Genomic DNA, 13,529 nt, shown 5'->3' with positions numbered 1-13,529 from the left:
CCGCCGCTCGCGGTTCGGTTCGCCGCTGGCGCCGGTGCCCGTGGCGTGCGCGAACGCGCTCCCACGGTCCTCCCAGCCGGGCACACCAAGGACGCGGACTACTGGGACGCCGACACGGCTCTCGCCACAGGCGGCGGCTCGATCACGTACTTCTCGATCCGCTGAGCGCCTGGCCCACGACGACCTTCGCCTCGGCCTGCACCTTCGCCAGGTGCTCCGGCCCCTTGAACGACTCGGCGTAGATCTTGTACACGTCCTCGGTGCCGCTCGGGCGTGCCGCGAACCACGCGTCGGCCGTCTGCACCTTCACGCCGCCGATGGCCGCGTCGTTGCCGGGCGCGTGCGAGAGCTTCGCGGTGATCGGCTCGCCGGCGAGCTCGGTCGCGCCGATCTCGTCAGCCGTGAGCTTGCCGAGCGCCGCCTTCTGTGCGGGCGTGGCCACGGCGTCCGTTCGCTCGTAGGCCGGGTCGCCGAAGCGCTCGACGAGTTCCCCGTACAGCTCCGACGGCGACCTCCCAGTGACGGCGCGGATCTCGGAGGCGAGCAGGCACAGCAGGATGCCGTCCTTGTCGGTCGTCCACACCGTGCCGTCGAACCGCAGGAACGAGGCGCCCGCGCTCTCCTCGCCGCCGAACCCGACCGAGCCGTCGAGTAGCCCGGGCACGAACCACTTGAACCCGACCGGCACCTCCCACAGCCGCCGGCGCAGGTGGTGGGCGACGCGGTCGACCATCGAGCTCGACACGAGCGTCTTGCCGACCGCGGCATCCTTCCGCCATCCGCCGCGATGGCCGAAGAGGTATTCGATCGCCACCGCGAGGAAGTGGTTCGGGTTCATGAGCCCGCCATCGGGCGTGACGATGCCGTGCCGGTCGGCGTCGGCGTCGTTGCCGGTGAGGATGTCGTAGTCGCCGGCTCGGGTGAGCACCGAGGCCATCGCCTGCGGGCTCGACGGGTCCATCCTGATCTTGCCGTCCCAGTCGAGCGTCATGAACGACCACGCCGGATCGACCAGCTCGTTCACGACCGTGAGGTCGAGGTCGTAGCGGTCGCGGATGGCGTCCCAGTAGTGCACGGATGCCCCGCCGAGCGGATCTGCGCCGATGCGGATCTTCGCGCGGCGGATCGCGTCGAAGTCGATGATGTTCTCGAGGTCGGCCACGTACTCGCCGCGGAAGTCGTACGTGTCGACACCGCTCGGCTCGGCCTGGTTCACCTCGTGCAGGCCGCTGGCGATGAGCTCGTTCGCCCGGTTCGCGATCCAGCTCGTGGCATCCGAGTCCGCCGGTCCGCCGTGCGGGGGGTTGTACTTGATGCCGCCGTCCTGCGGCGGGTTATGGCTCGGCGTGATGATGATGCCGTCGGCCTCGCCCTGGGCCCGCCTCGCCGGATCGTTGTTCCATTTCAGGATGGCGTGCGAGAGGGCCGGCGTCGGCACGAAGTCCTCGAACTCGTCGGAGAGGGCGCGCACGCCGTTGCCGACGAGCACGTCGAGCGCCGTGGTGAGCGCCGGCGCGCTGAGGCCGTGCGTGTCGGCGCCGATGAAGAGCGGACCCGCGATGCCCTGCGCCGTTCGGTAGTCGACGACCGCCTGCGTGATCGCGAGGATGTGGTGCTCGTTGAAGCTCGTCGTGAACGATGAGCCGCGGTGGCCCGAAGTGCCGAACACGACCCGTTGCTCGGGCACCGCGGCATCCGGTTGCTGCTCGTAGTAGGCCCTGACGAGGGCCTCCACGTCGATGAGGTCGGACTCGGTCGCCGGGGTTCCCGCTCGCTCGTGCATATGCACCAGTCTGCCCCGCTGCCGCTCTGGCTTCCACAATTCAGGAACTCGGCTGCGCGGGTCGAGGAACCCACGTCCTCGATTCAGGAACGGGAGGCTCAGGCTGAGGATGCCCTGTCCACAATTCAGGAGCGCTTGACCCATCCCACGCGGTCACGGGGAAATCTGGAAGAGGAGACGGCGCCGCGCCGTTGCGCTCCTGAATTCTGCACCGCCGCACTCCTGAATTCGGCACAGCCGCGCTCCTGAATTCTGCACAGAGATCAGAGGAGCGCGTGCACCCCGGATGCCACGGTGAAGATCGCGAGCCCGGCGAGCGCGCCCACGACGGTGCCGTTGATGCGGATGAACTGCAGGTCGCGTCCCACCTGCAGCTCGAGCTTCTCCGTGGTCTCGCGCGGGTCCCACCGCTCGACGGTCTCGGTGATCACGCCGGCGATCTCGTGGCGGTAGCTGCGGACGAGGTACGCCGCGGCATCCGTCAACCACTCGTCGACCTTGGCCACCAGTTCGACGTCGGTCGTGAGCCGGGTGCCGACCTCGATGAGCGCCTGGCGCAGGCCGGCGCGGAGTTCGCTGCCGGGGTCGGCGAGCGCCGTCTCGAGCGTCGCCTTGATGCTCGCCCATGCCTCCCCGGCGAACTCCCGCACGCGAGGGCTCCCGAGCAGGTCTGCCTTCAGCTGCTCGACGCGCGCGATCATCTCGGGGTCGTGCTGCAGGTCGTCGGTGAGGTCGGCGAGCCACCCGTCGATGGCCCCGCGAAGCGGATGCCCCTGATCCTCACGCACCGCCCGCACGAACGCGAGCACCTCGCGGTAGGCGCGATCGTCGACGAGTCCGCCGACGAAGGACGGCACCCATTTGGGCAGGCGGGTCGAGACCATGCTGCCGAACGCCTCGGGATGCGCCGCGAGCCATCCATCGGCCTTCTCGAGCAGGGCGTCGACTGCCGCGCGGTGCTGACCGGCGGCGACCAGGCGCGTGCCGATGCGGCCGATCGCCGGCGACCATTCAGGCTCGAAGAGGTGGCGGCGTGCGAGCTTGTCGATGACGTCCTCGACGTCGTCGTCGCCCAGCAGGGCCAGGATGCTGCGCCCGGCGACCGCGGTCTCGGCCGTGATCCGGTCGGCGTGCTGGGGCGTCGCGAGCCAGTCGCCGAGTCGGCGGCCGATGCCCATCGAGCGGAGCTTGCCGAGCACGACCTCGTCGGAGAGGAACTCGTTCTCGACGAAGGCGCCGAGGCTCGCCCCGATCTCGTCCTTGCGGCGCGGGATGATCGCGGTGTGCGGGATGGGGATCCCGAGCGGATGCCGGAACAACGCGGTCACCGCGAACCAGTCCGCGATCGCGCCGACCATCGCACCCTCCGATGCGGCACGCACGTAGGCGAGCCACGGTATCTCGTCCTGCAGCGTGAACGACACCGCGAACACGACGGCGGCGGCGAGCAGCAGCCCGAGCGCGACGCGCTTCATCCGTTGCAGCGCGGCCAGCCGTTCGGCGTCGGTCGGCAGCGCCCGGCGCTCCTCGATGATCGTCATGGCCCCTCCTCACCTGCGGGGTTCCGTACGGCATCGACGCTAGCCGCTCGTCTCCGGCACGGTGGCTAGGCTGGCTGCATGACGGATGCCGCGCCCACACCCCCCGAGGAGACCTACTCCTACCTGGGGCCGGCCGGCACCTTCACCGAGGCCGCGCTCAAGCAGGTGCCCGAGGCCGTCGGCAAGCACTGGCGGTCGGTGAACAACGTCGGCGAGGCATTGTCGGATGTCACGAGCGGCCGCTCGACCGCCGCGATGATCGCGATCGAGAACTCCATCGAGGGCGGCGTCTCGGCCACGCAGGACGCGCTCGCGACCGTGCCCGGCCTGCGCATCGTCGGCGAGTACCTCGTGCCGGTGAACTTCGTGCTGGTGGCGCGACCCGGCACGGCGCTCGCCGACGTGCGCATCGTCAACGCGCACCCCGTGGCCTACGCGCAGTCGCGCGGATGGCTCGAGCGCGAGCTCCCCGACCACGGGCACATCCCGTCGTCGAGCAACGTGCAGGCCGCCTCCTCGCTCTTCGAGCCCGACAGCAATGCGGATGCCGCGGTCGCGCCCCCTGGCATCACCGAGCACCTCGACGTCGACGTGCTCGCCCGCGACATCGGCGACAACCCCAATGCGGTGACTCGGTTCGTGCTGGTGTCGCGCTCACGGGTGCTCGCGGCGCCGACGGGGGCCGACAAGACGAGCCTGATCGTCGAGCTGCCCACCGATGAGCCCGGTGCCCTGCTCTCGTTGCTCGAGCAGTTCTCGACGCGCGGCGTGAACCTGTCGCTCCTCGAGTCACGACCCATCGGCGACGCGCTCGGCCGCTACCGTTTCGTCGTCGACCTCGACGGCCACATCGCCGATGAACGCGTCGCCGACGCGCTGCTCGGCCTGCGCCGCACGAGCCCGAACGTGATCTTCCTCGGCTCCTACCCGCGCGCCGATCGGCGCGAGGTGTCGTACCACTCGAAGTACGACGACGAGATCTTCATCGAGGCGCGCGACTGGCTGCGCGGCCTGTTGAGCGGCGAGCCCGACTGAGGCTGCCGCGGGCGTATCGGAGAGGGGGAGGTGTGAGCGAGGCGAAGACTCCGCGGATCGATCCGCGCTTCGACCCCCGCTTCCAGCGGGGCTATGTTCCGGATGCCGCGGCTGGAGCCGCCGAGGGATCGGTCATCGCCGAGGCTCCGGACGCGCCGGTCGCGCTGACGGCGCCGACGGCCGGGCAGGTGGCGGCCGCGCCGATGGGGTCGCCCGCGACATCCGACCCCGCCTCCATTCCGGGCGGCCTCGCGGCCGTCGAGGCCGATGGCCGGGCCGCGGAGACGCTCGCTCACGTCGCACGCGCAGAGGGGGAGCGGCTGCAGGGCGGCGAGACGTCCGCTCGCATGAATGCCCGGCAGCCGTCCGTTCCCGACGACGAGCCGGGGCTCGCCGCGCTCTTCGAGACGCCGAGTCCCGAGCGGCCGTCGAGCATCGCGCCGTGGTTCATCGCGGGCTGGGGCGTGGCCGTGGTCGCGTCCGTCGTCGGCGTCGCGCTCTGGTGGTCGTCGATCGTGAGCCAGGACTTCTACTCCGGCCCCAGCAACGAGTCGGATCGCTGGTTGCAGCTTCTCGGCTGGATGGTTGCGCCGTCGCTCGTCGAGGCCGGCCTGCTCGGCCTCGTCGCGATGCTCGTCTGGACGGGCGTGCGACACGCGCGCGGCTACGAGGAGCCATCGTGATTCCGGGCCTGTTGCGGAACCCGGCCGCGATCCTGCTCGCGGTCGCGGTGGTGCTGTCGGTGATCGCGGCGACGTGGGCGCTCGGCGTCGTCGTCGACTACCAGGGCAGCTCGTGGCAGGGGGAGCCCACCGAGGAGCAGCTCTGGGAGGAGCGGCTCATCCAGGCCGTGCAGTCCGTCCCCCCATGGGCGACGATGCTCGGCGTCTCGGCGACGCTCGGCATCATCATCGTCGGGGCAGCGTCGAGCCGACCGGGCCGAGGCCGTTACCGCTCCACGCGCACGATGAGCGCGGCCGGGTCGACCGCGAACCGCGCCGCCGTCACGACGCCGAACTCCTCGCCGTCGATCTCGACCTCCTGGGGCTCACCCTCGATCGAGACGTCGACCGACCGGCCGCGCGAGTAGACGATCTCGCGCCGGCGGTTGCCGCCGGTGAGGTCGATGAGCTGGCGGCCGATCGCCGACTTGGCGAGCACCCGGTTCTCCCACGCGACCTTGCGCCATATGAGCAGCCAGCCCCAGGCGTTGCGGGGCTGCAGCCGCACGACGTCGAGGTGCCCGTCGTCGAGCTCGGCGTCGGGGATGAGCTCGAGATTGCCGGGCAGGTAGCCGAGGTTCGCGATGAGCATGCTCGAGACGCGCGAACGGCGGGGGCGCCCGCCGTCCATGCGGTGCACGGCGCGGAAGGGCTTGGACGCGGGGATCGCGCGCAGCCCGGCGTCGACGTAGGCGAGCCACCCGACGCGCCGTTTCAGCTCGGGGTTGGTGGTCGCGATCATCGTCGCGTCGATGCCGATGCCGCTCATGACGAGCGACACGTGCGACTCGATGCTCCCGTCGGGCCGCGTGAGGTCGGCCACGAGCACGTCGACGGCGCGATCCAGGCCCGAGAAGGCGAGCACCACCGCATCGAACTGGTCGTTCACGGGGATGCCGAGGTTGCGGGCGAACAGGTTGCCCGTGCCGAGCGGCACGAGTCCGAGAGGAATTCCCGTGTCGCGAAGGGCCGCCGCCACCGCCCGCACGGTGCCGTCGCCCCCGACCGCGATGACGAGGTCGACTCCGGCCGCGAGCGCCTCGCGCGCCATGCCCTTGCCCGGGTCTTCGGCGGTGGTCTCGAGCCACAGCGATGGTGCGAACTCCTGGAGGCGCTCGGCGCGGGCGACGGCGTCGCGCAACTCGTCGAGCCCGCCCTTCGTCGGGTTGAAGATGACCGCGGCCCTCGGACGCCCGGCCGCGGCATCCGTCAACTGGTCGTTCGCACGCGCCGTCACGAAGCCAACGGTATTGCATACGCCCCGGCGACGAACCGCTCGGGGCACGCGGACGCGACGGATGCCCCGACTAGACTTGCTCGGGTGATCGACCCTGTGCTGCTCCGCGAGAACCCCGAGCTGATCAAGCGTTCGCAGGAGCTGCGCGGCGAATCCACAGCGCTCGTCGACGCGGCCGTCGAGGCGGATGCCGCGCGCCGCACGGCGATCGCCGTGTTCGAGTCCCTGCGTGCCGAGCAGAACGCGTTCGGCAAGCAGGTTGCGCAGGCACCGAAGGTGGCGAAGGCCGCCCTCCTGTCGGAGGCACAGGAGCTCGCGGCGCGCGTGAAGGCCGCGAGCCAGGCCGCGAACGACGCGGATTCCGAGTTCATCGAGGTCGTGCAGCGCATCGGCAACGTCGTCATCGACGGCGTGCCCGGAGGCGGTGAAGACGACTACGTCGTGCTCAAGGAGGTCGGCGACCTCCCGGCGTTCGGGTTCGAGCCCCGCGACCACCTCGAGATCGGCGAGCTGCTCGACGCCATCGACATGCAGCGCGGCGCGAAGGTCTCGGGTGCGCGCTTCCATTACCTCAAGGGGATCGGGGCGCGGCTCGAGCTGGCGCTCATGACGATGGGCCTCGACCGGGCGCTCGCGGCCGGCTTCACGCCGCTCATCACCCCGACGCTCGTGCGGCCCGAGATCATGCAGGGCACCGGATTCCTCGGCGCGCACTCCGACGAGATCTACTACCTGCCCGACGACGAGCTCTATCTCACGGGCACGAGCGAGGTCGCGCTCGCCGGCTACCACGCCGACGAGATCCTCGACCTGTCGAGCGGCCCCACCCGGTACGCGGGCTGGTCGACGTGCTACCGGCGCGAGGCGGGCAGTGGCGGCAAGGACACCCGCGGCATCATCCGGGTGCACCAGTTCAACAAGCTCGAGATGTTCAGCTTCGCGTTGCCCGACGACGCCGAGGCGGAGCACGAGCGCCTGCTGACCTGGCAGGAGGAGATGCTGCAGAGCCTCGGCCTCGCCTACCGCGTCATCGACGTCGCCGCGGGCGACCTCGGGTCGAGCGCCGCGCGCAAGTACGACATCGAAGCGTGGGTGCCGACGCAGGGGGCATACCGCGAGCTCACGTCCACCTCGAACTGCACGACCTTCCAGGCGCGTCGCCTCGACATCCGTCACCGCACCGACGGCGGGAAGACCGCACCCGTCGCCACCCTCAACGGCACGCTCGCCACGACGCGCTGGATCGTCGCGATCCTCGAGACGCACCAGCAGGCCGACGGCGCGGTCGTCGTGCCCGAGGCATTGCGCGGCTACCTCGGCGGCGTCGAGGTGCTGGAGCCCGTCGCACGGTGAGCGAGCGGATGCCGCGGGCCCACGCCGCGCCCGAGCCCTGGCTCGTCGCGCTCGACGTCGACGGCACGATCCTGCATGAAGACGAGACGATCGACGAGCGCGTCGCCGAGGCGGTCACCTCCGCGGTCACCCGCGGACATGAGGTCACGCTCGCGACCGGCCGCTCGTGGGCCACCACCGGCCCCGTGCTCGAACGCCTCGGCCTCGCGCCCGAGTACGTCGTGTGCGCCAACGGTGCGATCACGATGCAGCGCGACGATGCGGCATCCGAGGGGTACGTCCGCGCACACGTCGAGACCTTCGACCCGACCGCGGTGCTCGAGCGCATCCGCACCCACCTGCCGAGCGGGCGGTTCATGGTCGAGGTGCCCGACGGGTTCCGCTTCTACACCGAGGGCATGAGCGACTGGAACCTCGACAACGCGCAGCAGGTCACCTTCGAGGAGCTGCTCGACCGGCGGGCGACGCGCGTCGTCGTGATCTCGCCCGACCATGAACTCGAGGAGTTCCTCCGGCTCGTCGACGACATGGGCCTGCACCAGGTCAGCTACTCCATCGGGTGGACGGCTTGGCTCGACATCGCGCCCGACGGAGTCAGCAAGGCGACGGCGCTCGAGCGCGTGCGCGGTTGGCTCGACGTGCCGCTCGACCGCGTGATCGCCGTCGGCGACGGCCGCAACGACATCGAGATGTTCACCTGGGCGAGTGCCGCCGGACGCGCCGTCGCGATGGGGCAGGCGCCCGACGAGGTGCGTGCCGCCGCCGACGAGGTCACCGCCGACATCCATCACGCCGGCCTCGCCGCGGTGCTGGACTCGTTGCCCTGACCGGCATCCGGCACCCCCACAGGCGCGCCGGATAGGATCGTGCGCGACGGAAGGGGGCACCGTGGGCCAGCCGGGCATGCGCGGATCCACGGTCGAGCCTCCCGTCCCGACCCGGCACGGACGGATGCCGCGGCACGACACCCGGATCACCGCCGCGAAGATCGCCGCATCCGTCGTCGGCGTGTTGGCCGTGAGCGCCACGGCCGTCGCAGCCTACGCGGCGATCGACCTGCTGAGGTCGGTGAGGCCCCCGGTCGAACTGCAGAGCGAGAAGATCCTCGAGGGCGTGCCCGACATCGGCGCCATGGAGGGCGGGCTCAACTTCCTGCTCGTGGGCAGCGACAAGCGCCCCGACGACGGTGCGTTCGGCGACCCCGAGGAGGAGTCGGCCGTACTGAACGACGTCACGATGCTGCTGCACATCTCGCAGGACCACTCGCACGTCGAGGTCGTGAGCTTCCCGCGCGACATGCTCGTGACGGTGCCCGAGTGTCCGGATCCCGAGGATCCGGCATCGATGCTGCCCGAACTGTACGACACCAGGATCAACGAGGTGCTCTCGTGGGGTGGGCTCGGCTGCGTCGCATCGACGGTCGAGCAACTCACCGGCGTGCAGATCCCGGTCGGCGGCATCGTCGAGTTCTACGGCGTGGCAGCGCTGTCCTCCGCCGTCGGCGGCGTGGAGGTCTGCGTCGCCGAGCCGATCAGCGACGACTACACCGGTACGTACCTCGACGCCGGCACGCATTCCCTTTCCGGCATGCAGGCGCTGCAGTTCCTCCGGGTCCGCCACGGTGTCGGCGACGGCAGCGACCTTGGGCGCATCTCGAACCAGCAGACGTTTCTGGCCTCGCTCATGCGCACCCTGCAGAGCTCGGGCACGCTCGGCGACCCGGTGAAGCTGTACTCCATCGCGAAGGCCGTGCTCTCGAACATGACGCTGTCGACCGTCCTGCAGAACCCGGTGCAGCTGGTCTCGATCGCGAGAACCCTGCAGGACGTCGACCTCTCGAAGATCGCGTTCGTGCAGTATCCGACCGCCTACACCGACGACTTCGGCGCCGTCTACCCGACGGAGTCGGCGACCGTGCTCAATGCCGCGCTGCAGGCCGACCGTCCGGTCGCGATCGATCCCAACGCGACGGCCAGCACCGATTTCGGAACCGTCGCCGACCCGAACGCGCAACCCGCGGAGCCGTCGCAGCCCCAGACGCCGGCGACCGCCGACCCGTCGGCGACGCCCGCGCCGGAGGCTCCGCCCGCCGAGGTGCTGCCGGGCGACATCACCGGACAGACCGCCGCGGAGGTGCGCTGCTCGAGCGCGAACGAGGGTTGACGACCTCAGCACCCTCACAGGCGGGGCTGGAAGGCTCCCGTTGAAATGCGCTTCGGCTAGAATCGGGGCCTGCCGCACGTCGCCGCCCTGAGACGGGCATCGCCGTGCGCTGAGGAGGGCTGTCCGAGCGGCCGATGGAGCTGGTCTTGAAAACCAGTGGGCAGCAATGCCTCGTGGGTTCGAATCCCACGCCCTCCGCGTACGCGCACGATTGACGACGACTTCGAGAGGAACCCGGTTGAACCACGACCTGCGCCACAGCTCACGTCGCACCGCGAAGGCCGCCTCCGTCGCCCGCCACGGCCGCCTGAAGCGGCACAGCAGCTGGCAGACCCTCGCCAAGATCGTCGGTTCCATCGTCGCCGTCGCGCTCGTCTCGGGCTCGGCCGTGGCCGCATACGCCGCGTTCGATCTCGCCGCCACCGTGAAACCCACGCTGACACTCGATAACGAGGAGGTGCTCGAGGGCGTACCCGACATCGGCGCCATGGAGGGCGGCGTCAACCTCCTCATCGTCGGCAGCGACAGTCGCGAGGGCCAGGGCACGGCATTCGGCGACCCCGAAGAGGAGACCGCGGTCCTCAACGACGTCACCATGCTCCTGCACATCTCCGAGGACCACTCGAACGCCTCGGTCGTGAGCTTCCCGCGTGACATGCTCGTGGACGTGCCCGAGTGCGCCGACCCCGAGGATCCTTCGGGCGATCCCCTCTGGGAGCTGTACGACGTCAAGATCAACAGCGTGCTCTCGCACGGCGGACTCGGCTGCGTCGTGAAGACCGTGGAGGCGGAGCTCGGCATCACCATCCCGTTCGCGGGCATCGTGCAGTTCCTCGGCGTCGCGGGTCTCTCCGAGGCGGTCGGCGGCGTCGACGTGTGCGTCGCGGAACCCATCGAGGACGAGTACACGGGCACCTTCCTCGACGCAGGCACCCACACGCTCTCCGGCATCGCGGCCCTCCAGTTCCTGCGCACGCGCCACGGCGTGGGCGACGGCAGCGATCTCGCGCGTATCTCGAACCAGCAGGTGTTCCTTTCCGCTCTCGCGCGCAAGCTGCAGGGAGAGGGCACCCTCGCCGACCCCGTACGGCTCTACTCGATCGCCAAGGCAGCACTCTCGAACATGCAGTTGTCCAGCAGTCTCATGGACCCGACACGAATGATCTCGATGGCCAAGGCGGTGAACGACACCGACCTCGGCAAGATCGCGTTCATCCAGTACCCGACGGCGTACGTCGACGGGGGTGGCGCTGTCGCTCCGACCGACTCGGCGGAGTACGTGCGCACCGCACTCCAGAGCGACCTGCCGGTCGCGTTCGACCCCGCGGCTCAGGAGTCGGCCTTCGCGTCGGCCACCGATCCGAACGCGGCGCCTCCCGTGGAGGTACCTCCCGAGGAGGTCCCGGCCGAGGAGACGCCCACCGAAACCGCCGCGCCGGCACCCGCCGCGGAGGCGCTCCCAAGCGACGTGGCGGGCCAGACCGCCGCCGACGTGCGCTGTTCCGCGGGTCGGACGCTCGACGACCAGTACGAGTAGCGGCGTCCGCTCGGATTCGTCCGAGCCGCTCGATGCTTCTCGGATCTCCCTCGAATCGTCATCGACGGCATGTGCGGGTTATGATGACATTCGCGTGTGCGCGCAAGCGCACCGCGAGGAGACGTCGCATAGTCCGGTCGAGTGCACCACCCTGCTAAGGTGGAGTCCCCGTAAGGGGACCGAGGGTTCAAATCCCTCCGTCTCCGCGCTTTCAGTGTGGTTCAGGGACGTTCAGTGAGGTTGAGAGACTTTCGCCGACATTTGCAGTCTGACTTGGGCTGTCTCGATCTCCATTGTGCTGAGCTTTCTGCATCCGTTGGCCTCTCGGATCCGCGCAGATTGCTCAGCTGCTTGAAGTTTGCGTAAAGGAGACCGAGGGACACGCTCCCTCCGTCCCCGACCCGGTCTCTGGCCGGATGATGCGGCAGACTTGGATCGTGTCGCGGCGGAAGAAGAAGCCATCGGGGAACCCTGCTCGTCGCGGGCTGTCGTTCCAGGAGCGTGTCGTTGTCCGTCAGTTCGAGCGGTGGATGACCGAGGCGGAACTGACGTTCACTGAACATCGTGTTCGGCGGAGAGCCGCTCGTCCGGTCGATGTGGGAGTTACCTGCGCTGACTGCGTGGTGGGAGGCGTTGCGAGCAGCTGATCTCATCGAAGTGACCCGCACTCGCGTACGGCAGGGGCATGCGACATCCGCCTGGCTCACCGACGAGCTGCCCCCGGCTCGAAGAGGCGGGTGCACTGGTGAGCGTCCTCTCCGCGCAGCTGCTCACCTTCGCACGACAGGCGAGCCGGATGCCTGGGCCAGCGCGCTCGCGCGACTCACCGTGGTTCAAGCGATCGAGACGCTCGAACCCGGCGCCGTGGATGCCACACTCAACCTTGATCCACCGGTTTGAGGGGACGGGTCGGGGTGTGGTGGAAGAAGAAATGTCCTTCTGACGTGGGAAAATGGTGGTTGCTTAGATCACCGGTTGCCACGTTTGGAAGGACACTTCTCAGGTGCGAGTCTCTCATGTTCTGTCCCCGGTTTTCGATGACCCGAACCTCGTGTCGGCGGCCGGGCTGGTGCCGGTGCTGGAACTGGCCGAGCAGTGCGGGCTGAGCGAGTTGCTGCGGGAGCATTTGACGATCCCGTCGCCGAACCGGACGGTCAAGGCCCGCACGGTGATCGCGGGGCTCCTGGCCGGCGCGGACGATACCGACGGGCTCGACGTGCTGCGCTCGGGCGGGATGAAACGAGTGGTCGCCGGGGTGCGGGCGCCGTCGACGGTCGGCACCTTCCTGCGGAAGGCCACGCACGGGCACGTCCTGCAGCTGGGTGCGGTGAACCGGGGACTGTTGGAGGGCCTGGCCTGCCACGTGCCTTCCCTGGTCGGCTCGTCGAACATGGTGCTGATCGATCTGGACGACACCATCCGCGAGGTCCACGGCTACCAGAAGCAGGGCGCCGCGTACGGCTATTCCGGTGTCAGGGGACTGAACGCACTGGTGGCGGCGGTCTCCACCGATCACAGCCTGCCGGTGATCGCGGAAGCCGGGCTACGCAAGGGGAACGCCCGTTCCGGGGACTCCCGGGATGGTACGCGTCCCGCGCCCTTGCCACGATCGGGCAGGATCGTCCCGAACCGGCAGGTCCTGACTCGCGGGGACTCCGCGTTCTGCACCCACGCGCATGTGGCCGCCGTGATGGACGCGAGAGCGTGGTTCTCGTTCACGATCCCGCAATGGGCGACCGTGCACGCCGCGATCGCGTCGATCCCGGAGAACGCGTGGATCCCGATCGAGTACCCCGAAGCGGTCTGGGACGATCAAGCGGGCGGGTGGGTTTCCGACGCGGAAGTCGCCGAGACCGCGTTCACCGCGTTCACATCCCGCAAGAACGACGAACAGGTGCGCTGCCGGCTCGTGGTGCGCAGAGTCAAACGCCTCAGCGGCAACATCAAGCACGGGCAGGACACCCTGTTCGACACCTACCGGCATCACGCGTTCATCACCAACTCCACGCTGAGCACCGTCGAAGCCGACCGCCGCCACCGCGGCCACGCCGTGATCGATTATCTTGATGTCGGAGTTATGCCGATGTTGTGCGGGAGCGCCTGATCAGGGGCATGTTCGGGTCGGATAGTTCGGCATAACTAGGGATAGTTGCATGCT

The 13,529-nt window shown here is 69.4% G+C and carries 10 protein-coding genes and 2 tRNA genes; 9 read left to right on the top strand and 3 right to left on the bottom strand.

The window, feature by feature from the left end; genetic code table 11:
- Window positions 1-142 precede the first annotated feature (142 nt).
- Window positions 143-1,783 (bottom strand): phosphoglucomutase (alpha-D-glucose-1,6-bisphosphate-dependent), encoded by a 1,641-nt coding sequence (pgm, locus tag IEX31_RS13295; RefSeq protein ID WP_188743914.1) that lies wholly within the window; start codon window positions 1,781-1,783, stop codon window positions 143-145.
- A 263-nt stretch (window positions 1,784-2,046) separates the two neighbouring features.
- The gene (locus tag IEX31_RS13290) at window positions 2,047-3,324 is read right to left on the bottom strand and encodes a DUF445 domain-containing protein (protein WP_188743913.1); all 1,278 of its coding nucleotides are present in this window, start codon (window positions 3,322-3,324) and stop codon (window positions 2,047-2,049) included.
- A 78-nt stretch (window positions 3,325-3,402) separates the two neighbouring features.
- On the opposite strand from IEX31_RS13290, the gene pheA reads away from it, so the two are divergent.
- On the top strand, window positions 3,403-4,359 hold the full coding sequence (gene pheA, locus IEX31_RS13285) for a prephenate dehydratase (RefSeq protein ID WP_188743912.1): 957 nt from the start codon (window positions 3,403-3,405) through the stop codon (window positions 4,357-4,359).
- A 32-nt stretch (window positions 4,360-4,391) separates the two neighbouring features.
- A complete protein-coding gene (locus IEX31_RS13280) occupies window positions 4,392-5,042 on the top strand; it encodes a hypothetical protein (RefSeq protein WP_188743911.1) in 651 nt (216 codons plus the stop codon).
- A gap of 265 nt (window positions 5,043-5,307) precedes the next feature.
- Here IEX31_RS13280 and IEX31_RS13275 read toward each other — a convergent pair whose 3' ends face one another.
- Complete coding sequence (locus IEX31_RS13275) at window positions 5,308-6,318, bottom strand: diacylglycerol/lipid kinase family protein (protein WP_188743910.1); 1,011 nt, start codon at window positions 6,316-6,318, stop codon at window positions 5,308-5,310.
- 84 nt (window positions 6,319-6,402) lie between these two features.
- Between IEX31_RS13275 and serS the strand changes: the two genes are divergently transcribed.
- From serS to IEX31_RS13240, 7 genes are all read left to right on the top strand, one after another.
- Window positions 6,403-7,671: a serine--tRNA ligase gene (gene serS, locus IEX31_RS13270; RefSeq protein ID WP_188743909.1), complete on the top strand. Its 1,269-nt coding sequence runs from the start codon at window positions 6,403-6,405 to the stop codon at window positions 7,669-7,671.
- Entirely contained in the window at window positions 7,668-8,498 is an 831-nt protein-coding gene (locus tag IEX31_RS13265) for an HAD family hydrolase (protein WP_229662349.1), read from the top strand. The genes serS and IEX31_RS13265 overlap by 4 nt, the downstream gene beginning before the upstream one ends.
- A gap of 61 nt (window positions 8,499-8,559) precedes the next feature.
- On the top strand, window positions 8,560-9,834 hold the full coding sequence (locus IEX31_RS13260; RefSeq protein ID WP_188743908.1) for an LCP family protein: 1,275 nt from the start codon (window positions 8,560-8,562) through the stop codon (window positions 9,832-9,834).
- Window positions 9,835-9,947: 113 nt separating this feature from the next.
- Window positions 9,948-10,032, top strand: a tRNA-Ser gene (locus IEX31_RS13255).
- A 40-nt stretch (window positions 10,033-10,072) separates the two neighbouring features.
- Window positions 10,073-11,371: an LCP family protein gene (locus tag IEX31_RS13250; protein ID WP_188743907.1), complete on the top strand. Its 1,299-nt coding sequence runs from the start codon at window positions 10,073-10,075 to the stop codon at window positions 11,369-11,371.
- Between the two features lie 117 nt (window positions 11,372-11,488).
- Window positions 11,489-11,577 (top strand) — tRNA-Ser (locus tag IEX31_RS13245).
- A 797-nt stretch (window positions 11,578-12,374) separates the two neighbouring features.
- Entirely contained in the window at window positions 12,375-13,475 is a 1,101-nt protein-coding gene (locus IEX31_RS13240) for an IS1380 family transposase (RefSeq protein WP_188743906.1), read from the top strand.
- The last annotated feature ends 54 nt before the right edge of the window (window positions 13,476-13,529 follow it).

It is taken from the genome of Agromyces bauzanensis, from assembly GCF_014645655.1.
In the GTDB taxonomy this organism is placed as follows: Bacteria; Actinomycetota; Actinomycetes; order Actinomycetales; family Microbacteriaceae; genus Agromyces; species Agromyces bauzanensis.
Note: the sequence above shows the minus strand (reverse complement) of the source record. Positions and strands in the feature narration are given on the sequence as shown.

What these genes read in the sequence shown, in the direction of transcription:
- pheA (WP_188743912.1), top strand. Translation starts at nt 3,403, where the DNA reads ATGACGGATGCCGCGCCCACACCCCCCGAGGAGACCTACTCCTACCTG.
- pgm (WP_188743914.1), bottom strand. Translation starts at nt 1,783, where the DNA reads ATGCACGAGCGAGCGGGAACCCCGGCGACCGAGTCCGACCTCATCGAC.
- IEX31_RS13290 (WP_188743913.1), bottom strand. Translation starts at nt 3,324, where the DNA reads ATGACGATCATCGAGGAGCGCCGGGCGCTGCCGACCGACGCCGAACGG.